Annotated in this window: 23 protein-coding genes; 12 read left to right on the forward strand and 11 right to left on the reverse strand. The window is 61.2% G+C overall.

The features are described from left to right. Nucleotides 1–55: 55 nt before the first annotated feature. The 3 genes from mlaD to C8D72_RS06080 are packed head-to-tail and all read right to left on the reverse strand — an operon-like array spanning nt 56 to nt 2105. Nucleotides 56–517, reverse strand: a complete 462-nt coding sequence (gene mlaD, locus C8D72_RS06070) for an outer membrane lipid asymmetry maintenance protein MlaD (RefSeq protein ID WP_115853439.1) — start codon at nt 515–517, stop codon at nt 56–58. Beyond that, nucleotides 517–1293 (reverse strand): lipid asymmetry maintenance ABC transporter permease subunit MlaE, encoded by a 777-nt coding sequence (gene mlaE, locus C8D72_RS06075; protein WP_115853440.1) that lies wholly within the window; start codon nt 1291–1293, stop codon nt 517–519. Before mlaE ends, mlaD begins: the two co-directional genes overlap by 1 nt. Further along, on the reverse strand, nt 1293–2105 hold the full coding sequence (locus C8D72_RS06080) for an ABC transporter ATP-binding protein (protein WP_115853441.1): 813 nt from the start codon (nt 2103–2105) through the stop codon (nt 1293–1295). The genes mlaE and C8D72_RS06080 overlap by 1 nt, the downstream gene beginning before the upstream one ends. 220 nt (nt 2106–2325) lie before the next feature. Between C8D72_RS06080 and C8D72_RS06085 the strand changes: the two genes are divergently transcribed. The 11 genes from C8D72_RS06085 (at nt 2326) to mgtE (ending at nt 11001) form a co-directional block, all read left to right on the forward strand. Then, nucleotides 2326–3309, forward strand: coding sequence for a KpsF/GutQ family sugar-phosphate isomerase (locus C8D72_RS06085; RefSeq protein ID WP_115853442.1), 984 nt, complete (start codon nt 2326–2328; stop codon nt 3307–3309). An 87-nt stretch (nt 3310–3396) separates the two neighbouring features. Further along, nucleotides 3397–3951, forward strand: a complete 555-nt coding sequence (locus C8D72_RS06090) for a KdsC family phosphatase (RefSeq protein ID WP_115853443.1) — start codon at nt 3397–3399, stop codon at nt 3949–3951. A gap of 31 nt (nt 3952–3982) precedes the next feature. Further along, a complete protein-coding gene (gene lptC, locus C8D72_RS06095; protein WP_115853444.1) occupies nt 3983–4573 on the forward strand; it encodes an LPS export ABC transporter periplasmic protein LptC in 591 nt (196 codons plus the stop codon). Nucleotides 4574–4614: 41 nt separating this feature from the next. Continuing rightward, on the forward strand, nt 4615–5172 hold the full coding sequence (gene lptA, locus C8D72_RS06100; RefSeq protein ID WP_115853445.1) for a lipopolysaccharide transport periplasmic protein LptA: 558 nt from the start codon (nt 4615–4617) through the stop codon (nt 5170–5172). Beyond that, entirely contained in the window at nt 5172–5897 is a 726-nt protein-coding gene (gene lptB, locus C8D72_RS06105) for an LPS export ABC transporter ATP-binding protein (RefSeq protein WP_115853446.1), read from the forward strand. Before lptA ends, lptB begins: the two co-directional genes overlap by 1 nt. A 119-nt stretch (nt 5898–6016) precedes the next feature. Continuing rightward, on the forward strand, nt 6017–7432 hold the full coding sequence (locus C8D72_RS06110; protein ID WP_115853447.1) for an RNA polymerase factor sigma-54: 1416 nt from the start codon (nt 6017–6019) through the stop codon (nt 7430–7432). A 181-nt stretch (nt 7433–7613) separates the two neighbouring features. After that, nucleotides 7614–7925: a ribosome hibernation-promoting factor, HPF/YfiA family gene (hpf, locus tag C8D72_RS06115; RefSeq protein ID WP_115853448.1), complete on the forward strand. Its 312-nt coding sequence runs from the start codon at nt 7614–7616 to the stop codon at nt 7923–7925. A gap of 3 nt (nt 7926–7928) precedes the next feature. Then, the gene (gene ptsN / locus C8D72_RS06120; RefSeq protein ID WP_115853449.1) at nt 7929–8402 is read left to right on the forward strand and encodes a PTS IIA-like nitrogen regulatory protein PtsN; all 474 of its coding nucleotides are present in this window, start codon (nt 7929–7931) and stop codon (nt 8400–8402) included. Between the two features lie 11 nt (nt 8403–8413). Continuing rightward, nucleotides 8414–9310 (forward strand): RNase adapter RapZ, encoded by an 897-nt coding sequence (gene rapZ / locus C8D72_RS06125; RefSeq protein WP_115853645.1) that lies wholly within the window; start codon nt 8414–8416, stop codon nt 9308–9310. Beyond that, complete coding sequence (locus tag C8D72_RS06130; protein WP_115853450.1) at nt 9297–9566, forward strand: HPr family phosphocarrier protein; 270 nt, start codon at nt 9297–9299, stop codon at nt 9564–9566. The genes rapZ and C8D72_RS06130 overlap by 14 nt, the downstream gene beginning before the upstream one ends. Before the next feature lie 82 nt (nt 9567–9648). Further along, on the forward strand, nt 9649–11001 hold the full coding sequence (gene mgtE / locus C8D72_RS06135; RefSeq protein ID WP_115853451.1) for a magnesium transporter: 1353 nt from the start codon (nt 9649–9651) through the stop codon (nt 10999–11001). A gap of 42 nt (nt 11002–11043) precedes the next feature. Here the strand turns inward: mgtE and pmbA are convergent, their stop codons facing one another. Continuing rightward, nucleotides 11044–12381: a metalloprotease PmbA gene (gene pmbA / locus C8D72_RS06140; protein WP_115853452.1), complete on the reverse strand. Its 1338-nt coding sequence runs from the start codon at nt 12379–12381 to the stop codon at nt 11044–11046. Between the two features lie 88 nt (nt 12382–12469). Between pmbA and yjgA the strand changes: the two genes are divergently transcribed. After that, complete coding sequence (gene yjgA, locus C8D72_RS06145; protein ID WP_115853453.1) at nt 12470–13036, forward strand: ribosome biogenesis factor YjgA; 567 nt, start codon at nt 12470–12472, stop codon at nt 13034–13036. 20 nt (nt 13037–13056) lie between these two features. Here the strand turns inward: yjgA and tldD are convergent, their stop codons facing one another. The 7 genes from tldD to C8D72_RS06180 all read right to left on the reverse strand — a co-directional run bounded on the left by tldD (nt 13057) and on the right by C8D72_RS06180 (nt 23059). Further along, entirely contained in the window at nt 13057–14520 is a 1464-nt protein-coding gene (gene tldD, locus C8D72_RS06150; RefSeq protein ID WP_115853454.1) for a metalloprotease TldD, read from the reverse strand. After that, nucleotides 14520–18404 carry a YhdP family phospholipid transporter gene (locus tag C8D72_RS06155; protein WP_115853455.1) on the reverse strand — a complete coding sequence of 1295 codons (3885 nt, stop codon included), beginning with the start codon at nt 18402–18404 and terminating at the stop codon, nt 14520–14522. The genes tldD and C8D72_RS06155 overlap by 1 nt, the downstream gene beginning before the upstream one ends. 2 nt (nt 18405–18406) lie before the next feature. Continuing rightward, nucleotides 18407–19867, reverse strand: coding sequence for a ribonuclease G (gene rng, locus C8D72_RS06160; RefSeq protein WP_115853456.1), 1461 nt, complete (start codon nt 19865–19867; stop codon nt 18407–18409). Beyond that, nucleotides 19864–20493 carry a Maf family protein gene (locus tag C8D72_RS06165; RefSeq protein ID WP_115853646.1) on the reverse strand — a complete coding sequence of 210 codons (630 nt, stop codon included), beginning with the start codon at nt 20491–20493 and terminating at the stop codon, nt 19864–19866. The genes rng and C8D72_RS06165 overlap by 4 nt, the downstream gene beginning before the upstream one ends. A gap of 84 nt (nt 20494–20577) precedes the next feature. Next, nucleotides 20578–21054 (reverse strand): rod shape-determining protein MreD, encoded by a 477-nt coding sequence (gene mreD / locus C8D72_RS06170; protein WP_115853457.1) that lies wholly within the window; start codon nt 21052–21054, stop codon nt 20578–20580. Continuing rightward, on the reverse strand, nt 21051–22022 hold the full coding sequence (gene mreC, locus C8D72_RS06175) for a rod shape-determining protein MreC (RefSeq protein ID WP_115853458.1): 972 nt from the start codon (nt 22020–22022) through the stop codon (nt 21051–21053). Before mreC ends, mreD begins: the two co-directional genes overlap by 4 nt. Beyond that, nucleotides 22022–23059 (reverse strand): rod shape-determining protein, encoded by a 1038-nt coding sequence (locus C8D72_RS06180; RefSeq protein WP_115853459.1) that lies wholly within the window; start codon nt 23057–23059, stop codon nt 22022–22024. Before C8D72_RS06180 ends, mreC begins: the two co-directional genes overlap by 1 nt. Between the last annotated feature and the right edge of the window lie 143 nt (nt 23060–23202).

Genomic DNA, 23202 nt, shown 5'->3' on the forward strand with positions numbered 1-23202 from the left:
CTGGCGATACATATTGCGAGAGCGCCGAATAACGTCGCGGCGCTCGTCGTTGAGGTTACTTGGACATGTTCGAGACAAACTGTTGAATCAGCTCTTCGAGCACCAGCGCCGACTGCGTATCGCGAATGGTGCCGCCATCCTTGATCATCTCGGGCGCCCCACCGGTTGAAAGGCCGATGTATTTCTCGCCCAGAAGCCCTGCCGTCAGAATAGACGCCGTGGAGTCTTCCGACAGCTTTTCACCCACATCGCTGTCGATCTTCATCGTTATACGTCCTTCAAGCCACTGCGGGTCCAGCTCGATGTCCGTGATACGGCCCACGGTGACACCCGCCATGGTGACTCTTGAACGCTCCTTGAGACCACCGATGTTGCTGAAGTTCGCATGCACCGTAAAATTCTGCTCAGCCTGCCCGGGAGCGAGACCACTTACCTGTAGACCCAGAAAAACGAGTCCCAGAAATCCGGCCAGTACAAAGGCACCCACACCGGTTTCAAGCCACTTAGAGCGCTTCATCAGAATTCTCCAAACATCAGCGCGGTCAAAATGAAATCCAGCCCCAGCACGGCCAGCGAACCAAAGACAACGGTTCGAGTCGTGGCGCGCGAAATTCCCTCGGAGGTCGGTACGAGATCGTAACCCTGAAAGACGGCGATCCATGTCACGACGACACCAAAGACCACGCTTTTCAGCATGCCGTTCATGACATCATCCATGAAGACAACGCTGCTTTGCATGTTGCCCCAGAACGAGCCCTGATCGACGCCCAGCCAGTCCACGCCGACAAGATAGCCGCCTGCGATACCGATCACGCTGAAAAACACGGTCAGTATCGGCATGGACACAAAGCCTGCCCAGAGCCGTGGCGAGATGACCCGGCGCAACGGATCAACGCCGATCATCTCCATGCTGGAGAGCTGCTCGGTTGCCTTCATGAGTCCGATCTCGGCGGTCAACGCCGAACCGGCACGACCGGCAAACAACAGCGCCGTCACGACAGGGGCCAGCTCCCGCAGCAGCGACAGCGCCACCATCTGGCCCAGCGCCTCATCGGCGCCGAATCCGGACAGCACCAGATAGCCCTGAAGTGCGATGACCATACCGATGAAAAGCCCCGAGACAGCAACGATGGGCAGTGACATGACGCCCACGAAATACATCTGTCGCAGCCACAGTCTGACGCCTTCAGCGCGGGGCAGATGGCAAAGGGCCTGTGCCAGAAAGATGGCACTGCGCCCGAGCGATTCGAGCGCATCCAGCGTTTTTTGCCCCAGAGACGTCAACGGTGACATCACGACACCTCCGATGGCGCAAGAATATCTTCGTAGAAATTCTTAGAGGGATAATGAAAGGGCACCGGTCCATCGGGCTCGCCCCGAATAAACTGACTGACCCGGGGATCCTGCGCTTCACGCAGTGACGCCGGCGACCCGCTGGCCATCACGCGGCCGTCGGCGATCACATAGACATGATCGGCAATCGACAGCGTCTCCTTGATATCGTGAGACACCACAATGGCCGTCATGTTAAAGGCGCTATTGAGTCGGCGAATCAGCGTGACCAGCACACCCATGGAGATCGGGTCCTGACCGACAAAGGGCTCGTCATACATGATCAGGTCCGGATCCAGCGCAATGGCACGCGCCAGCGCCACACGTCGGGTCATGCCCCCCGAGAGCTCGGCGGGCATAAGATCACGGGCGCCGCGAAGGCCGACTGCCTGCAGTTTGATCAGTACCAGATCACGGATCATGTGCTCGGGCAGATCGGTATGAACGCGTAGCGGAAAGGCCACGTTCTCGAAAACACTCAGATCCGAAAACAGCGCCCCGCTTTGAAACAGCATGCCCATGCGACGTCGCATTCGAAACAGCGCCTGACGGGACAATCGATGCACGTTGTCCTGACCGACATGCACACTGCCCGAATCAGGCGTGAGCTGTCCGGCGATCAGCTTGAGCAGGGTTGTCTTGCCGGTGCCACTGGGTCCCATGATGGCCGTAATGCGCCCTTTTGGAATTTCCAGATCAACGCCCGAAAAAATGGGTCTGCCAGCTCGCGAGAAATGTAGATTCTCGACGCTGACCAGTGTTGAGTCGGACATACAACTCCTGAGTAAACACAAAAGGATATGGAGTTAGCGAACATCGTATCCGAATTATACCCGCCCCCACCAGTGCCCGTTGCCGCCAACTGCCATAAAGGCATAAAAATCACGTGTTCGATGATCGACAAGTACCCTGCCACCGGCGCAGAAATGGTTCCGTTATCGTCCACACGGTTGCGCTTGTGCCCGGGGGCATCCGGCGTCAGAATTCACTGCCATGACGACACCTGATACCAATCACGATTTTCTGGCCAGCGCACGACGCACGCTTTTGCTTGAGCAGAACGCACTGCAGGATTTGTGCGAACGCCTCGATGAGCCCTTCACTCGCGCGTGCCAGCACATTCTTCAGTGCAGCGGGCGCGTGGTGGTCATTGGCGTTGGGAAATCGGGCCATGTAGGGCGAAAAACGGCAGCCACCCTGGCCAGCACTGGCACCCCTTCGTTTTTTGTACATGCCGGTGAAGCCAGCCACGGCGACCTGGGCATGGTGGTACGCAACGACCTCGTTCTGGCAATGTCCAACTCCGGTGAGACGGCTGAACTGACGGCCCTTCTGCCCCTTTTCAAGCGTCTGGGAACCACCATGATTGCAATGACCGGCAATCCGTCATCAAGTCTTGCCAGACATGCTGACGTGCATCTTGATGCCAGCGTGGCACAGGAAGCCTGTCCGCTGAACCTGGCGCCGACCTCCTCCACCACGGCGGCTCTGGCGCTGGGCGATGCGCTGGCGATCGCCCTGCTTGAAGCGCGACGCTTCAGTCCGGAAGATTTTGCCCTGTCTCATCCGGGCGGCACGCTAGGCAAACGCCTGCTGCTACGAGTGGAAGACCTGATGCATACCGGTGACGAACTGCCGGTCATCCGACAGGAGGCACTGCTCAGCGAAGCGCTGGTAGAAATGACCCGCAAGGGCCACGGCTTTACCTGCATCACCGATGATGCCGGTCGTCTCGTGGGCATCTATACCGATGGTGACCTGCGCCGGACGATCGATCGCCACGGCGATGTTCGACAGTTGATCATCAAAGATGTCATGACGCCGGGCGGGCGCACCATCGAGGCACAAACGCTCGCGGCAGAAGCCGTCAGGGTCATGGAGGATCATCGTATTACGGCGCTGGTGGTAGTCAACGATCAGCATCATCCCACTGGGCTTCTCAAGATGCACGACCTGCTCAGAAGCGGCATTGTCTAGCATCATTTTGATCCATTCGAACGCAAAAGCGCCTGTTGCCGACCACAAACGGTCGATCAGCCTGCTCAATATTTGAAGGCATACATCATGACACACCTGGATGAGACGACCGCTTCACTGACGGCGCGCGCCCGCCCCATTCGTCTGCTGGCGCTGGACGTTGACGGCGTGCTGACCGATGGTCGCCTCCGCTACGCCTCGCAGGCAGAGCATGATGGCGACAAGGTATTTCATGTCCGTGACGGCCTTGGTCTGAAACTGATCATGCAGGCCGATATAGAGGTTGCCCTGATTACCGGACGAATCTCCCCGGCCGTCGATCGACGGGCGCAGGAGCTGGGCATTCGCCATGTCATTCAAGGGCGTGACGACAAGCGCGTAGTGCTGGAAGCCCTGATGGCAGCGCATGGCCTGGAACCCCGAGACGTCTGCTACTGCGGGGACGATCTGCCGGATCTGGGCGCTATCATGCATGCGGGCCTGGGAGTGACGGTGGCCGATGCGCCGGACTATATTCGTCAGCGCGCCGATATGGTGACCCGGGCCCCCGGCGGACACGGTGCCGTCCGTGAACTCTGTGAATGGTTATTGAACGCGCGTGGCGTCTGGCAGGATATCATTGGTGCGCACGAGCGGCCCTGAGGCTGCATCGCTTACCCGACAGGAAGTGCATATGGCGTTTCGAGACAGACTCCCAACCGGGCGAGCCCGGGCACGCCTTGGCATTCTGGTGCTGATACTGGCACTGGGCGGGGTACTGACGCTGATCGACCAGCGAAACACCCTGATGACGCCGGGGCCGGCGCCGGACAGCGACGCCGGCGTGCCGGATTACTATCTTGAAGGCGTGTCCTATACCCGCTTCGATGACCAGGGTCACATGTCGCAGACCATGGAGAGTCCGCGGATATCCCACACGCCCGAAGATGACGTGACCCGTGCCACCACGCCGCATTTCACGTTGCTCGGCAGTGATGGCAATCGCTGGACAGCCGATGGCGAGCGCGCCACGCTCGGCCCGGATGCCAATACGTTCGAACTGTCCGGCAACGCTGTACTGCGCCAACCCGCGGACGGGTGGCAACTTGAAACGGATGTGCTGCATTATGACGTACCATCGCAACATGCATGGAGCGATAGCGACGCCATTTTTACCCAGAACGAGCAGCGTACCCGTGGCGACCGCTTTGACGGCTGGGTCAATGAGGATCGCATGACGCTTGAAGGCAATGTGCAGGGCTTTCACCCACCCATTCGCCAGTAATCGCCGCCCTTTACAAACATGAATGATGACAAGGATTCCCCATGACGCGCCCTGTGCTGCTGTGTACCTCTGCCCTGCTGCTGGCACTGTTCGGTCAGCAGGCCATGGCCCTGGAAAGCGATCGCCAGAAGCCCATCGATATCGGTGCCGATGAGCTTAATATCGACAACCGTGCCGGAACCGCCGTCTACACCGGCACCGTCGAAGTCGATCAGGGCACCATGAAGCTGCGCTCCAGCCGGGTTGAGCTGCAGCGGGCTCAAAGCGGCGGGCTCTCCAGTCTGACGGCCAGGGGCGGCAGCGGTGGACGCGCCTACATCGAGCAGCAGCCGGCGCCCAACGACCCGCTGGCCAAGGGCTGGGGCAATACCATCATCTATCACGCCGGTGAGCGACGCGTCGAGCTGATCGGCAACGCTGAACTGCATCAAAGCGGCGACACCTTCAACGGCGGCTACGTGGAGTATTTCCTCGACTCCCGCCAGGTCAATGCCCGCGGCAATCAGAGCGCTCAGGGCAACAGCAGCGCCGACGGCAGTTCAGGCGGTCGCGTTCGCATGCAGCTTACCCCCGAAGACCAACAGGGGAGCAGCAATTGATGAAAACCCTTCACGCAGCCCATCTGGCCAAAAGCTTCAAGGGGCGCCGTGTCGTTCAGGACATCAGCCTGTCGATCCAACAGGGAGAGATCGTCGGGCTGCTCGGCCCCAACGGGGCAGGCAAAACCACCTCGTTTTACATGATCGTGGGACTGATTCAGGCCGATGCCGGCCGTGTCGCCATTGATAATCTCGATTTGAGCCGTAGCCCGATGCACAAGCGCGCCCACGCCGGCATCAGCTATCTGCCCCAGGAAGCCTCCATCTTTCGCAAGCTCTCGGTGGCCGACAACATCATGGCCATCCTTGAAACGCGCAAGGACCTTGATCGCCATCAGCGTCGCGAACGTCTTGATCAGTTGCTTGAAGAGTTCAGCATTACCCATATTCGCGACAACATGGGCATGAGCCTGTCCGGTGGTGAGCGTCGTCGTGTCGAGATCGCACGAGCCCTTGCCATCGAACCGGCCTTTATCCTCCTCGATGAGCCCTTTGCCGGCGTGGACCCCATCTCGGTCGGCGAGATCAAGGGCATCATCCGCCAGCTTCGCACGCGTGGCATCGGCGTTTTGATCACCGACCACAACGTGCGTGAAACACTCGATATCTGTGACAACGCCTATATCGTCGGCAGCGGCCTGATCATCGCTGAAGGTGACGCCAACGCCGTCCTGAATAACCAGCACGTGCGCGATGTCTACCTGGGCCACGAGTTTCGCCTTTGACCCCACAGGGTTATCGACCAATGGCACGGTATTTGCAGTTCACGACGCCTTCAGCACTTGCAAGGTCGCCGCGGACTGGATAGCGTGGCATCAAACGTTGGCGACCGGGCGTTACCCCCATGATGAAACCCGCCTTACAGCTTCGTACCGGCACTCAGCTCACCATGACGCCACAGCTGCAGCAGGCCATTCACCTGCTGCAGCTCTCCACGCTGGATCTGCAGCAGGAACTGCAGATGGCGCTGGAAAGCAATCCGCTGCTGGATATCGAAGAAGAGCAGACCATCGAACAGCCGGAAACGCCGCTGTCTCAGGATGAATGGTCCGACACCATCCCGGAGGAGCTGCCGCTGGATGTCCGCTGGGAGGATGTGTACACCAACGGCAACAGCACCCTCGGCACGGCAGATGACAGCTGGAATATCGAGCACAACGCTCAGGCCACTGACCTGGCGTCACACGTGCGCGATCAGATCATGCTGATGGACATGGACCCGCGCGAACAGCTGATGACCGACACGCTGCTGGATGCCCTTGAACCCAGCGGTTATCTCGGCATGAGTCTGGAAGATCTTGCCAAAGGGCTTCGTCAACAGGGCCTGAATGATCTCAGGCAGGCCGAGATGGAGCGCATGCTGGCGCGACTTCAACAGTGTGAGCCCACCGGCGTCTTTGCGCGCGATCTACGCGAATGCCTGCTGTTGCAACTCGATCAGTTACCGAACGATACCCCCTGGTTTGCCCAGACCCGACGCATGATTCGCCAGTTCCTGGAGCCACTGGGACAAAATGATCGCCGCCTTTTAAAGCGCCGCCTGAGCCTTGACGATGAGGCACTCGATAAGGTGATCCACACCATTCGCTCGCTCAATCCGCGCCCGGGGCAGGCGTTCGAAGCAGTTGATCAGCACCTTGTCATTCCAGATCTGATCCTGCGATACCAGGCGCGCCACGGCTGGCAGGTCGAGCTCAATGAAGAGGCCCTACCAAGGCTTCGCATCCAGCCCGATTATGCCGCGCTGGTGCGCCGCGCCGATAAAAGCGATGACAACACCTTTCTCAGGCAGCACCTTCAGGAAGCACGCTGGCTGCTCAAGAGCCTCTCAAGTCGCAACGACACCCTGCTGCGGGTGGGCCGTGAAATCATGACGCGCCAGTCAGGCTTTATCGAGCACGGGGACGAGGCGCTCAAGCCCATGATCCTGGCCGATATTGCCCAGGCCGTGGACATGCATGAATCCACCATTTCCCGGGTGACCACGCGCAAGTACATCCACACGCCCCGCGGGGTCATGGAGCTCAAGTACTTCTTCTCGAGCCACGTCGGTCAGGAAGGTGACGCCCATGCCAGTACGGCCATTCGCGCCCGGATACGCAAGTTCATCGGCGATGAAGCGCCGCGACGTCCGCTCTCCGATGCCCGTCTGGTACAGCTTCTGGCCGACAACGGCATCATGGTCGCCAGGCGCACCGTGGCCAAGTATCGCGAGGCCATGGGCATCCCCTCCTCCAGTGAGCGCAAGCGTCTGGCCTGAAGTGCGTCATGACATAATGCAGCTCGAAACAGGCCCTGAAAGGTTTCCCGAAACATAACGACATGATTCAGGGTTTGCGCCGACGGGAAAAGCGTTACAATCTGAGAGTAGCCGGAGAGGCTTGCAGGTCCGGCAGTCCACACGGGCTGCCGGTTATCCGTTTCGATTCAGGGAGCATGCCATGCAGGTAAATATTACCGGGCACCACGTCGAACTGACCGATGCACTGCGCGAGCACGTCAACCAGAAGCTTGCCAAGCTGGAACGCCACTATGACAACATCACCAATGTTCAGGTGACGCTGTCTGTCGAGAAGGAACGCCAGCAGGCCGCGGCCACGCTTCACGCCGCCGGTGCCGAGCTTCATGCTCAGGCCGAGCAGGAAGACCTCTATGTTGCCATCGACGCCTTGACCGAGAAGCTTGATCGACAGCTGCTCAAGCACAAGGAGAAAACACAGGCCCGCTCCCAGGGCAACGGCAAATACCTGTAACCCATGACACTTGACCAGATACTCCCCTCCGACCGAATCCTGTTTGATGTGGAAGGAGGCAGCAAGAAGCGCGTGCTGGAGTTTTTCAGCGGGTTCATCTCACAAAACATTCCCAGTCTCGACAGTCAGGAAGTCTTTTCCCGTCTGATCAGCAGGGAGCGTCTGGGGAGTACCGGTGTGGGGAATGGCGTGGCCATTCCCCATGCACGCAACTCACACTGCCGCCAGCCACTGGCCGGATTCATGCGTCTTCAACAGGCCGTGGATTTCGATGCCATCGATGGTGAACCCGTCGATCTGCTGTTTGTCCTGCTGGTTCCTGAAGCCGCCGAAGATACGCATCTCTCCCTGCTGGCACAGATCGCTGAAGTCATGAACGCCGCCGAAACCCGGCAGGCCCTGCGCAATGCCCAGGATGAGCATGAACTCCATGACATCCTGATGCAGGCCATCAGCCAACTTTCCACGCGAGTATAAGCAGCATGGCCATGGAACTTGTTATCGTCAGTGGACGCTCCGGTTCCGGTAAATCCATTGCGCTGCAGGCACTGGAAGATCAGGGCTTTTATGCCATCGACAATCTTCCGGCAATGCTTTTGTCTGCCCTGATCGACGAACTCGAGGCCGGCAGCCCACACCGCAACCGCGTTGCGGTCAGCATTGATGCCCGCAATCTGCCCAGCGAGCTGGAGCGTTTTCCGGAGCATCTGGAAGCGCTCTCCACACGCGGCATTCACTGCCGGGTGGTCTATCTGACAGCGGACTCCAGGGTCCTGCTGGAGCGCTACGCGGCCACGCGACGGCGGCACCCGCTGACGCGAGAAACCCAGATGACGCTGGCCGAGGCGATCGAGGCGGAGCATCAGTTCCTCTCGCCCCTTCGCTATACGGCCGATCTGATCATCGATACCTCCGGTCAGTCGGTGCACGATCTGAGACGCCGTGTGTCCGAACAGGTCGCACGGCACGACATCAACGACCTGACGCTGACCTTTGAATCCTTTGGCTTCAAGCGCGGCGTGCCGCTGGATGCCGACATGGTATTTGATGTGCGCTGTCTGCCCAATCCCTACTGGGACCCGCGCTATCGCACCCAGACCGGCCAGGACGATGACGTGATCGCCTTTCTTGAAGCTCACGATGAGGTCAGGGCGATGTTCGGTGACATCTGTCAGTGGCTCGAGCGCTGGCTGCCCTCCTACCTGGCCAGCCATCGCAGCTATCTGACCGTCGCCATCGGCTGTACCGGTGGCCAGCATCGCTCGGTCTATCTGGCCGAACAGCTCGGCGAGCATTTTGCCGGTCAGTTCCCGGCCGTGCGCATTCGCCATCGTGAACTGACCATCCAGCGCGCTGTCAGCGAGGCGGGTGATGCTTCAGCGTGAACTGACCCTGACCAATCGTCGCGGGCTGCACGCACGAGCTGCGACGCGTCTTGTGCAGTGCTGTCAGCCCTTTGCCTCACGGGTCACCATATACCATGGTGACAGAAGTGCCGACGCGGCCAATATCATGTCCCTGCTGATGCTGGCCGCCCCCTGCACCAGCGTGGTTCAGGTCCATGTTGAAGGCGAGGATGCCGAAGAGGCGATGGCCGCCATCGTGGCGCTGTTTGAGGCGCGCTTTGACGAAGATCAGTAGTCCCTGCGGGCATTCACGAACATTGTTCGACGCTCTGCTAGAATACGGCTCTCACATGGGCTGACACAGGGATGTCACGGCAATGAGCAACAATCAAAAAAGACGTCAGCCTCGTCTGGAACGCCTCGAAAATGCCCTGGCACAGCGGGAAATGGAGCAGGTGCGACGACTGCTCCGCCGTGGCCTGCCACCGGCCGACATTGCCCAGCTGCTGGAGTCCACGCCGCCGCGTGAGCGTGATATTCTCTGGGAGCAGGTCGACAGTCACGCCAAGGGCGAGATCCTTCAGTACCTCAATGACGACATCCAGACCGAGTTTCTGACCCGGATGGATGCCTCGCAGCTGCTGATCGCCACCCAGCAGCTCGACAATGACGATGCGGCCGACCTGCTGCAGCGTCTGCCTCATACCACGCTTGAAGACATCCTTTCGATGATGACGCCTCTCCGGCGGGCGCGCATCGAAGCGGTCCTCTCCTATCCCGAGGACACGGCCGGCGGTCTGATGGATACCAACACCGTCACGATTCGCCCGGAGGTCACCCTGGATGTGGTGCTGCGCTATCTGCGCCGCCACACGCGTCTGCCCGAATCCACGGACAACCTGCTGGTCGTGACGCGCCACAACGAACTGATCGGTGCCCTGCCCATCAACCGCATTCTGGTCAGCGACCCCGGGATCAGCGTGCGGGAAATCATGGATACCGACGTCGTCACGCTGACTGCGCTGATGCATGAAGATGAGGTGGCCAGCATCTTCGAGCGCAGGGATTTAATCTCGGCGCCGGTGATCAGCGCCGACAACCGACTACTGGGGCGTATCACCATCGATGATGTGGTCGATGTCATCCGCGAAAACTCGGCGCGCACCATGATGAGCATGGCGGGTCTCGAAGATGAGGAGGACACCTTCGCCCCGGTACTGCGCACCAGCCGCCGCCGCGCCGTCTGGCTGGGCATCAACCTGGTGGCAGCCACGATCGTCTCGATTGCCATCGGCTTTTTCGAGGACACCATTCAACAGATTGCCGCGCTGGCCGTTTTAATGCCGATCGTCTCCAGCATGGGCGGGATAGCCGGGTCGCAGACCCTGACCGTACTGATTCGCGGCATTGCGCTGGGGCACGTGTCGGGCGCCAACGTGCGCTGGCTGGTCGTGCGCGAGCTATTGTCCGGCTCGATTAACGGCGTGCTCTGGGCCGCGGTGGTCGCCGTCATGGCCGTGGCACGCTTTCATGACATGAAACTGGGCGCCATCATTGCCATGGCCATGGTGATCAATCTGCTGGTCGCTGCGCTGGCCGGCACCCTGATCCCGGTCATTCTGAAACGGCTGTCGATCGACCCGGCGCTGTCAGGCGGGGTGCTTTTGACCACCATTACCGATGTGGTGGGCTTTGTGGCCTTTCTGGGGCTGGCCACCGCCCTGTATTGAGACGCCCTCAGTGCATCAGGATACCCTGAAGGCCAGTCCACCTTATCCGGCGACCATCATGTCATCGATCAGCCAGCTGCCGGTATGCACGCTGCTGCGCCGGTCGATGTCATCACCCAGCCCGGCAAGATTGCGGAACATGTCTCGCAGGTTACCGGCAATGGTGAACTCCTCCACCGGTGCCACGATCTGTCCCTTCTCGATGAGAAAGCCGGCCGCCCCGCGGGAGTAGTCTCCCGTGACCATATTGACGCCCTGCCCCATCAGCTCGGTGACCATCACGCCGCGCTCGACGCTGCCTAAAAGCTCCCTTTCGGGCATCAGCGGCGCCTGCAGGCGCACGTTGCGTGCCCCGCCGGCGTTGCCGGTAGTCACAAGCCCGAGCCGCCGGGCGCTGTAGCTCGAGAGCATCCACCCTGCCAGCCGTCCATCCCTGACAAAGTCATTGTCACGCGTGTAGACACCGTCATCGTCATAGGCGCTGCTGACCATCGCGCCATACTCGCGCGGTCGCTCCCCGAGGCTCAGCCACTCGGGAAATATGGGCTCTCCCATGGCGTCACACAGAAAGGAGGATTCACGGAAGATGGCACCACCGGCAATGGCGTTGAGAAAATGTCCAATCAGCGACCGCGCCATGTTGGGAGTGAAGATCACCGGCATCCTGCCGGTCTCCATCTGCCTGGCGCCCAGGCGTGCCATGGCCTGCTCGGCGGCCACACGCCCGACCGCCTCGGGCTCGCGCAGGCGAGACGCATCACAATTCACGGTGTAGTCGTGATCACGCTGCATCCCTGAGCCGTCGCGAGCGATCATCATGCACGACAGCGCATGATGACTGGCGCGCGTGACGCCCATGAATCCGTGGCTGTTGCCATAGACGCTGACACCTTCACTGGTGGTCAGTGAGGCGCCATCGCTGCTGTCGATGCCTTCAACCGCCAGACCACCCTGCTCGCAGCGCCTGGCAAGCTCGATCCCTTCATCAGGCTCAAGCGCCCAGGGATGGTGAACCCCCATGTCCGGCAGTTCACGCGCCAGCAGTGACGGGTCGGCCAATCCCGAGGCCGGATCCTCGGCCGTATAGCGGGCAATATCGAGTGCCCGGCTGACGGCATCCACCAGCGAGCCCTGTGAGGCATCACTGCTGGAGACGCTGGCGCGACGCTTGCCCAGATACAGCGTGACGCCAATGCCCTGATCACGCGCCATTTCCAGCGTCTCGACGCTGCCCCCGCGCACGTTGATCTCCATGCCCTGCTGGACGCTGGCGCCGATTTCACAGGCATCCGCGCCGGCACTTCGGGCGTGTTCCAGTGCCTGCGCCACGGCCGTTTCCAGTGCCGCCTGCTGACCATCAATATCCAGTGTGCTCGCCATGGCGCTCTCCTGTCTGTCCTGGAAGGGGAACGAGCCTGATATACTCGCCTCCCCTATTCATTGGTTCTTCGCTCGCCGGAGCTTTTGCATGTCGCCACGAAAAAAATCACGCGCCCCCTCCGTGGAGGAGACGCCTTCTGACACCGACAGCCCGCATGATGCGTTCCATCATGACAACGGCCGTCCCAACAAGACCCGCCTGAAACAGGAAGCGCAGGATCTCAAGGAACTGGGCGAGCAGATCATTGCCCTGTCCGACAAAGAGCGTGCGCGCCTGCCGCTGTCCGATGATCTGCTGGCCGCCATCGACGAAACCCGGCGTATCACTTCCCGCGAAGCCCGGCGCCGCCACATGCAGTATGTCGGCAAGATCATGCGCGCCGAATACCTCGACGAGATTCGCGCCGAATTCGATACCATGGCGCGTGAAAAGCGCCAGCGTGAGCTCGGCTTTCATCACCTGGAGCAGTGGCGCGACCGCCTGATCGAGGGCGACAGCGACACCGTGACGGCCTTTGTCAACGAATACCCGGACGTGGATCGTCAAACGCTGGGCCAGCTGGTTCGCAACGCCCGGGCCGAACGCGCCGCCGACAAGCCACCGGCCAGTGCCCGCAAGCTTTTTCGACTGATTCGCGACACCGCCGGACTGTAACTCCTGATCGGCCGGCCGTCTTAACCAGCCGTGCCGCCGATCGTCATGGCATCGAGTTTCAGGGTGGGCTGTCCAACGCCAACAGGGACGGACTGCCCTTCCTTGCCACAGATGCCCACCCCGGTGTCGAGCGCCAGATCGTTGCCGATCATCGAGATCCGCCCCATGGATTCCGGGCCGTTGCCGATCAGGGTAGCGCCGCGCACCGGCGTGGTGATTTTGCCGTTTTCGATCAGATAGGCCTCGCTTGCCGAGAAGACAAACCGGCCCGAGGTGATATCCACCTGCCCACCCCCAAAGCTTGCCGCGTAAATGCCGTGATCCACCGAAGCAATGATCTCGTCGGGATCATGTGCGCCCGCCAGCATATAGGTGTTGGTCATGCGCGGCATGGGCAGGTGGGCATAGGACTCGCGCCGGCCGTTGCCGGTCGGCGCCATGCCCATCAAGCGCGCATTGAGCCGGTCCTGCATGTAACCGGTCAGGATGCCATCCTCGATCAGCGGCGTGTACTGCCCGGGCGTGCCCTCATCATCCACGCTCAGCGAGCCGCGACCGCCTTCACAGGTGGCGTCATCCACCACGGTCACCCCGCGCGCAGCCACCTGCTCGCCGATTCGACCGCTGAACGCCGAGCTGCCGCGACGATTGAAGTCCCCTTCAAGCCCATGACCCACCGCCTCGTGCAGCAGCACGCCCGGCCAGCCGTTGCCCAGCACCACCGGCAGCTGCCCGGCCGGCGCATCGATCGCCTCCAGGTTGACCAGCGCCTGACGAACGGCCTCTCGAGCATACTGCTCGGCCACGTCATCGCGCACGAACTGCGTCAGCGAGAAACGACCGCCGCCGCCGGCACTGCCGCGCTCACGACGCCTGTCACGCGCAGCGATGACCGAGACGTTAAAGCGCACCAGCGGACGCAGATCCAGCGCCTGGGTGCCATCACTGTTTTGCACCATGATGGCCTCAAAGGAGGCGCTCAACGAGACGCTGACCCGCGTCACGGCCGGGTCGGCCGCCCGTGCGATCCGATCGGCATGCTTGAGCATGGCCACCTTGTCGTCGGCCCCCAGTGACTCCAGCGGATTGTCGCTGCCATAGCGCGCATCAACCGGGACTGGCGCACCGACCGCCACCGGCGGCGTACGCTGTCCGGCACGGACGATCAGTGACGCGGTACGCGCCGTGCTGCCAATGGCCTCACGGCTTAACTGGTTGGAATAGGCAAAACCGGTCTGCTCAAGGTGCTGCGCGCGAATGCCCAGACCGCTGTCGATGCTGTAACCGGCCTCCTTGACCTCACCGTCCTCCAGCGACCATGACTCGCGCCAGCTGCGCTGCAAAAAGATATCGGCAAAATCGATGCCCGGTCCCATGGCCGCTTCAAGCCCCTGATAAAGCGCGGCATCGTCGAGACCGTGCGCGTCGAGCAACAGGGCACGGGCATGATCCGACCGGGTACCCGAAAAGGATGGCGTTGTCATCAGCGCGTATGCTCCAGCTTGACCTGTGGCGTCTCCCAGGGACCCGCCACGTGATAATGAACCTGCGACACCCGGTCGAACCAGGGCTCGAACAGTCTGTGTAAAAGATAAAGCACACCGCCCACCTGAGGCGCGCCCACCAGCACCGCGGCCAGGGGCAGGTTCTGGGAGACCGGCACGGTCAGGCCCAGATGGGCATCCAGCGTGCGGGCCGGTATATCCACCTGCCCCCTCGCCGAGAAGCGGGTGGCGGAGCCGTCAAAGACCACCGGCTCTACCGTGCGTACCACGCCCTCATGCAGCGTCGTGCGGGCCTTGACCGACTTGAAGGCGATCCCCGAGCGGGTCACGTCCGAGAAATTGAGCTGGAGGCGTTGTATCAGGTTATCCAGATTCAACAGCGAGATCAGATTGGCCCAGCGCGATTGAAAGAAGGTCAATCGTCCGCTGCCGAGGTCTGCATTAACGCTGCCATTGACCTCTTCAATATCAAACTGCCACGGCGCCCCCGGCCAGGCCAGTTTCGTATCGAGTCTGCCCTGATCGGTCTGCAGCACGTTGTCGACGCCAAGGGAGGCCATGGTCCTGCCCAGATCTCCAGCGCTGGCCTCAAGCCGCAGACGACTGAGGCTTGGCAGGCTACCGGCCTGTTCCCACACCAGCTGCCCGTTGGCCTCCAGATCCCGCATGCGAATCTGCAGGGGCGATATGTCGATACGCTCGTCATTCGAATGCCAGTGGCCCGAGACACTCCCGAGCATGTTGCCATCGAGTCGCACCTGGTCGATCGTGAACTCGCCGTCCCCCAGGCTTGCCAGCCCTTCCGGGTAGGCGGTCAGCGACTTGTCAGCGGGGATGCCCGAACCGCCACCGGCCGTCTCACTGGTGCGCCTGGCCTCGGTCATCAGCGGGGTCAGATCCAGCCAGTCAATATGCACGGCCACCGGCAACTCCGGATTGTCACGCCAGTCTGCCGTACCGCTCAAAAAGGAGCTGTCGACCATGGCATGCCAGTCGTTGCCCCGCACCTCCCCCAGCCCCCGGGCACTGCCAAGGCAGGTGACCCCGAACAGGACACAGTCGGTATCGACCGCAATACGCTCGATGGGCGAAATCTTCTGCGAGGGCGCATCCGGGCGACGGCGACGGCTGTTGTCATCGGCCGTATCGGAGAGCTGCGAAATGGCCAGCTGCCAGGCCACCAGATCCAGCCGATCCGCCTGCCAGTTGACCTGCCAGTGCTCCTGATCGGGCCACTCGACCTCCTCGGACGGCATCTCTTCCAGCCAGACCTGCCCCTGGTGACTGTTGTGGCGCCAGCGGGCACGTATCAGGTCGCCGGCTCGCAGTTCACCGGCGCCGCTGCCAACGTCCACATCCAGCGTCAGCGGCAATGGTGTATCGGGTGATTTCTGAAACGGCTGCGGCAGCTGCAGCGACAACCCTTCCAGCGGGGTCTGCACGTGAATCTGCGCGCCCCCTTCACCCAGCATGATCTGCGCCGTATAGTCGATCGGGCCGTGGACGATGGGAATAACGTTCTCAAGACCCAGCCAGCCCGCCACGCCTTCCGCATAGCCCTGTCCGGAGATATCGATACCGCCATCCATCAGATGCAGTTGCGCCTTGACCGGTCCCTCGAAGACGCGCGCATCCAGCGCGCCGGTAATGCTGCTCTGCTGACGACGATAGCCGTAATGGACATCGCCCTCGATATCGGTCACGGTCAGGTCCGACTCCTTTGAGTACAGCGTACCGTTGTCCAGCCGACCGTCACCGCTGATCCTGACCGCCTCCGGATCCGTGGTCGGCAGCGAGACATTGACCGAGCCGATCAGGCTGCCACTCGTGCGCCAGCTGTTGAGCGTCTCGCTGAGCGAGGCATCTTCCAGCGGCGCCTGTTGCAACAGCTCAAGCAGATTGCCGGCATCACCGGTTACCAGTGCCGACAGCGTAAACTGTTGATCCCGAAGCGCCGCCTTCGCCCCGCGTGAGACCATGCCCATCAGATTGGCGTGGGTAATATCGGCATCGAAATTGTTGCCTGCCATGGTGAACCGACCATCCAGCCCGGTCACCGGCGGCCAGCCCTCCTGCCAGGTCATGCTGACGTTACGGCCCTCTACCGAAAGTCTGACCTTGTCCTCATCGGGCACCTCGGGCCGATCATCATTGAATATCAGCCGCAGCGCCACCTCGCCATTCGGGATATCAGCGCGATGAATGCGCTTGTCCAGCCAGACACGTACTTCGGGGTCATCAATGGCATTGACGGGCAGCCATTCCCGCGGCCTGTCGGTTGAAACGCCGTCAAAGGCGACATTCATGTCAAAACGCTCCGGCTGGCCCGGCGGCGCCGTCAGGGCAAAATCCCCCTGAGCATGAGCGCCACGACGCTCCAGTTTGATGTCGCTGCCGCCAAAGTGAATCTCGCCATCATCGCCGACATTAAAGGCAAGCGTGCCGCTGACGTTGTCCAGCTGCCAGGGGTCAAGAAAGACGCGGGGAAGATTCAGTACCGTGTGACGGCCACCAAAGCGCAGCCTGGCATCGAGATCCTCGGCCATCAGCCAGCCATCGACCGGACCGAATCCGGGGATCTGCTGTACCGGCTGTCCCGAGACCTCCCGCAGTGCCGCGCGTGTTTCAACCGGACCATTCGGGCGGCGCTGAATGGAAACCCCCTCAATGCGGCCCTTGAGCGCCATTCCGGCCAGCATCTGCCGGCTTTCACCGTCAGGCAGGGGCATAAGATCCGAGATGGCCGTGATGTCATCAAGCGCGAAGCCTGCGGTGGTCACGCTGAAATCGGAGAAATCCTCCGCCGCATCCAGCCTAGCAGCCTCGGGCAGCAGGGAGAGCGCCCGGCCATCACGCGAAAGCCCGAGGCGTTCGACGCTGCCGTGCCAGCGCCCGTCCGGGGCACGTTCAATACCGGCCTCAAGGGTCATGTCATTGAGGGTGAATGCCGCGTCACGATGGAGCCCGGAGAGCTCCGGCACGTCCAGTGACAGCCGGCCGGTCGTCATGTCGCCCTCGTGCCAGCCGGCCCATAATGAGGCCTGACCCCGAGCGCCCGAGACGGCGTAACCGGGCCAGAGCGGGCTCCAGAGACTGGCCAGACGCCGAGCCTGCTCGGCATCGGCCTCAAGCTGCAGCTGTCCATCCAGTGAGGCAACGTCATTAAAGCGCCCCGCAAGACTAAAGCCTGCCTCATCGGCGTTGTCCCAGCGCGCCGAAGCCGCAACCGTCCGCGTGGCGTTCCTGCCCCCGGTGATGGCCGCCTGGTCAATCAAAAGTGATGACGTCGTGACCGGCACCTCGTCGTCAGCGATCTCCCCCGGGACACTCTCCGACAGACGGGCGTGGAATTTGATGCGTGTGTTCTGCAGATCAAGGGACTGGCGCATCAGCGTCTCGACCCAGGTCGTCAGCTGCTCCGGCGTGACGTCCATGGCCTCATCGTCATCGTCCTGTGACGACGGCCCCCATCCCCACTGCCCCGGCGCGGTTTCATACAGGTCGAGGGTGGCATCGCGGGCATCAAGGGAGGAAAACGTCAGTGCCTGACCGGCCAACAGCCCGGCAACATCAAGATGCGCCTCAAGCGCGCCCAGCGACATCAGTGAGCGCGTGCCTTCATCGCCATCAAGGTTCAGATTATTCAGGGTCAGAACCAGATCGCGACCCTGCAGTTCAAGACGCATGTCCTGCCAGCGCACGTGATACTGCGACGGCAGATCCAGCAGTTCGAGTACCTGCTGTTGCAGGGCGGGCTGATTGAGCACGCCGAAGCGCAGCGAGGTGGTCACCACCGCCAGCAGCAGCAGAACAATCGCCACCAGGGTCAGCAGCCAGCGCATCAGGATTCGCAGCGAAGACATGATCACATCAGTACGATGTCGTACTGCTCCTGACAATAGTGCTGTTCTACCTGAAAGCGGATGGTCTTGCCGATAAAGCTCTCCAGATCAGCCACCGCCGTCGACTCCTCTTCATGCAGTCTGTCTACCACGCTCTGAGCGGCCATGACCAGATAGGTCTCCGGCGAATAGGCCCGCTCCTCGCGCATGATTTCGCGAAAGATCTCATAGCACACGGTCTCCGGCGTCTTGAGGGTGCCGCGCCCCTTGCAGACGGGGCACGGCTGGCAAAGCACATGCTCCAGACTCTCCCGGGTCCGCTTGCGCGTCATCTGCACCAGCCCCAGCTCGGTCACCCCCGATAGTCGGGTGCGGGCGTAATCGCGCTCAAGGGCCTTTTCAAGGACCCGCAGCACCTGGCGCTGATGGTCGCTGTCGAGCATATCGATGAAATCGATGATGATGATGCCGCCCAGATTACGCAGGCGAAGCTGTCGGGCAATCGACGTGGCCGCCTCGAGATTGGTCTTGAAAATGGTCTCTTCGAGGTTGCGATGGCCCACAAAGGCGCCGGTATTGACGTCGATGGTGGTCATGGCCTCGGTCTGATCAATGATGAGATAGCCGCCGGATTTCAAATCGGCGCGGCGCTCCAGCGCTCGCTGCAGCTCATCCTCGACCGAGAAGAGATCGAAAATGGGCCGCTCCCCCGGGTAGTACTCGATCCGCGATTCCAGTGCCGGCATCAGCTCCCGGGCGAATTCGCGCAGACGGTCATGGTTTTCTCTCGAGTCGATCCGGATACGCTCGATACCCTCGCGCATGACATCGCGAAGCGTACGGGTCGGCAGCGCCAGATCCTCATAGAGCACGGCCGGGGCGCGCGTCCCGCGGCGGGCAGCATCGATCTTGCGCCACAGTCGCAGCAGAAACTGCATGTCGGCCGCCAGCGACGCCTCATCCACCCCTTCGGCTGCGGTGCGAATGATAAAGCCGCCGACCAGCCCGTCACGGGCGCTGGCCTGGGCGTTGACCATGTCACGCAGACGCTCGCGCTCGGCGTCATCCTCGATGCGCTGCGAGACGCCGGTATGGGCCGCCCCCGGCATATAGACCAGGTAGCGCGAGGGGATGGAAAGCTGAGTGGTCAGACGGGCACCCTTGGTGCCCATGGGGTCCTTGATGACCTGCACCACCAGCGCCTGCCCCTCATGAACCAGTGTTCGAATCGGTGCGGCCTCCTGCCCGGGATGGCCGGCCGGCATCAGCTCGTGGGCATGGATGAAGGCGGTGCGGGCCTGGCCGATATCGACAAAGGCCGCCTGCATGCCGGGCAGCACGCGCACGACCTTTCCCATGTAGATATTGCTGACAATGCCTCGGCACTGGTCCCGCTCGATCCAGGCCTCCTGCAGCACGCCGTTTTCCACCACCGCGACACGGGTTTCCATGGGCGTCATGTTGATCAGGATCTCACCATTCATGACGCCCCTCCCCTTATCGATTCATTGCCAGTCAGTTCATTGCCAGTGAGCCAGGGCGTCACTCCCTGGCGGGCGAGCAGCTGCGCCGTTTCACAAAGCGGCAGTCCGACGATACCCGACCAGCTCCCCTCGATGCGTGACACAAACATGGCTGCGCGCCCCTGCAGGGCATAACCGCCGGCCTTGTCGCGCCCCTCACCGCTGGCAACATAGGCGTTGATCTCTGCTTCTTCCATCAAGCGAAAATGAACATCGCTGATCACGCAGGCCTCCAGCAGTCCGGCAGGCCCGGTGACTGCCACGGCGCTGATGACCTGATGCGAACGCCCCGAGAGATTGCGAAGCCACGCCCGGGCCTGATCATCGCTTTCCGGCTTGCCCAGAATCTGCCCGTCCACGGACAGCGCGGTATCGCCGCCCAGCACGGGCAGTTCTGAACCAGCCGCCTGCTGGCCTGCCAGTGCCTTCTCTCGGGCCAGACGCATGACATAGTCCCGCGCGGGCTCATCGACATGCGGCGTTTCATCCAGATCCACCGGGCAGGCGCATGCCACTACGTCAATGGTGGTCAGCAGCTCCAGGCGCCGGGGAGACGCCGAAGCAAGAATCAGATCAGGCGATGACATGCACATGGGGTATCCGAAAAAGGAGGCTGCAAAAGCGCCCTGATCCACCGAACAACACGTCGTCTGGCAAACGCGAACGGAAAATCAAAAGGAGGCAAAGCGTCGACGTACGATCTGCATCAGGGTAAACAGCCAGGGCCATAATATGCCACCCAGCAATGCCGCGTAGACAAACTCGAGATGCAGCGGCGAGCTCAGAAGAATGGCCCGCAGCCACTGCTCGAACAGCTGCATCAACGCCAGCACGATCGTAACCAGCATGGCCTGTCGCCAGAGCGCATAGATACGCATGCGCTGATAGAGCAGCAGTGTCAGAAAGGCGATGGTGGCATACAGCAGGGCATTTTCTCCCAGTGGGGTGCCCTGTAACAGATCAATCAGCATGCCGATCAAAAAGCCGTGGAAGACCCCCACCCGGTAAGGGGTAATGATGCACCAGTAGATCAGCACCAGCGCCGTCCAGTTGGGCCGCCACAACAGCCACGCCTCGGGCAGGGGCATGACCTGCAGCATCAGCGCAAACAGGAAAGAGAGTGGAATGATGACGGAATAGCCTCTCATTGACGCGCCTCCTGACGAACGGGGCGTGCCACCTGAAGCGCGGCATCCACCGCCTCCTGGCTCAGCCGGTGACGGGTAGGCTTGAGGCTGTCATGGGTAAAAAGCAGCAGGAAATTGCGACTGCGATCAAGCTGAGCGATGGGCTGCACTTCCACACTGGCAAAGGGCGTGCCCGCATTGCGTACGATGTGGCTGACGCGTGCCACCGGATAGCCTTCGGGGAAGCGTCCGGTCAGCCCCGAGGTGACCAGCAGGTCACCCTCACGCACATCGGTATTGTTGGGCACGTTGTCCAGCGTCAAACGATTGGGTTGACCCGCTCCGCGAGCAATGAAGCGCAGGCCATTGCGATTGATCTGTACGGGTACCGAATGGCTGGCATCGGTAATCAAAAGCACCCGGCTCGAGTAGCGCGATACCGAAATGATTTGCCCGGCAAGCCCTGCCGAGTCCACCACCGGCTGACCGCTGTAGACACCGCTTTGCTGACCGCGATCAATGATCATCTGCTGCAGGAAAGGGTCGTTATCAAGCGTCAAAAGACCCGCCGTAATCCAGGGAATTTCCTGGCGCGGCGTCGCCTTTAAAAGCTCGCGCAGACGGGTATTTTCCTCGGAGAGACTGGCCATGCGCTGCACGCGCTGTGACAGGGTCAACAGCCGCTCGCGAAGCTGGCGATTTTCATTGACCAGCCGGGTCTGATCGCTCAATACCAGAGAGGCCAGACTCAAGCCGCGCGCCGGCAGGCTGACAATCCACTGCACTGGCGCCACTACGGTTGATATGTGGGCCCGCACGTCTTCCATCCAACTCATGCGCTGATCGGCAAACATCAGAAAAGACGCCAGAATGACGCACAGGATCATTCGGTAGCCGGGAATGGGACCGTGCGAAAAAAGCGGTTTGATAGGCCTTCCTCCCGCGAACCGTATGCCGCCGACGCAAGACGCGCCGGCAGCCGCTGCCATCAGTCGGTAGACAGCAGTTCGAAGGTATGCTGATCGATCATTTCAAGCGCCTTGCCGCCCCCGCGGGCCACACAGGTCAGCGGGTCCTCGGCAATGATGACCGGCAGGCCGGTCTCTTCGGCAATCAGCTTGTCGATATCACGCAGAAGACCGCCACCGCCGGTAATCACCAGACCACGATCGGCAATATCGGAGGCCAGCTCCGGCGGCGACTGTTCCAGCGCACTCTTGACGACGGCCACGATCGAGGAAAGCGGCTCCTGCAGGGCGTCCAGAATCTCGTTGGAGTTCAGGGTAAAGCTGCGCGGCACGCCTTCGGCGAGGTTACGACCGCGAACATCGATCTCGCGCAGCTCACCGCCGGGCCAGGCACAGCCGATCTCTTCCTTGATGCGCTCGGCCGTGGCCTCGCCGATCAGGCTGCCGTAGTGGCGACGCACATAGGCCGTGATCGCCTCATCAAAGCGGTCACCACCGACACGCACGGATTCGGAATAGACCACACCGGAAAGCGAAATGATGGCAATTTCGGTCGTGCCACCACCGATGTCGACCACCATCGAACCGGTCGCTTCCTCGACCGGCAGGCCGGCACCGATGGCAGCCGCCATCGGCTCTTCGATCAGAAAGACTTCACGGGCCCCGGCGCCTTCAGCGGACTCCTTGATGGCGCGGCGCTCGACCTGCGTCGACATGCAGGGAACGCAGACCAGTACACGAGGACTGGGGGTTAAAAAGGTGCTTTGATGCACCTTGCGAATAAAATACTGCAGCATTTGCTCGGTCACGGTGAAGTCAGCAATAACGCCGTCCTTCATCGGGCGAATGGCCGTAATATTACCGGGCGTACGCCCCAGCATTCGCTTGGCATCGAGACCAACAGCGGCCACGCTTCTCATGCTGCCGGACTGGCGAATGGCCACGACCGAGGGTTCATCAAGCACGATACCGCGACCACGTACATAAATCAGTGTATTGGCTGTTCCCAGATCGATCGACAGATCATTGGAAAACAACCCCCGTAAACGTTTAAACATGAAAGTCTTTCACCTGGGCCAGACCGGAACTTGTGCGGATGCAAACGGTATCATCGCCGTCATGATGCGGCAAGCAGCCCGCCTGCCATGCCGTCGCTGCTTATGATACCTTCTTCTCACAATGTGGCCTCCCTTCTTTTTGT

The sequence above is a fragment of the Kushneria indalinina DSM 14324 genome (assembly GCF_003385845.1).
GTDB classification, from domain to species: domain Bacteria; phylum Pseudomonadota; class Gammaproteobacteria; order Pseudomonadales; family Halomonadaceae; genus Kushneria; species Kushneria indalinina.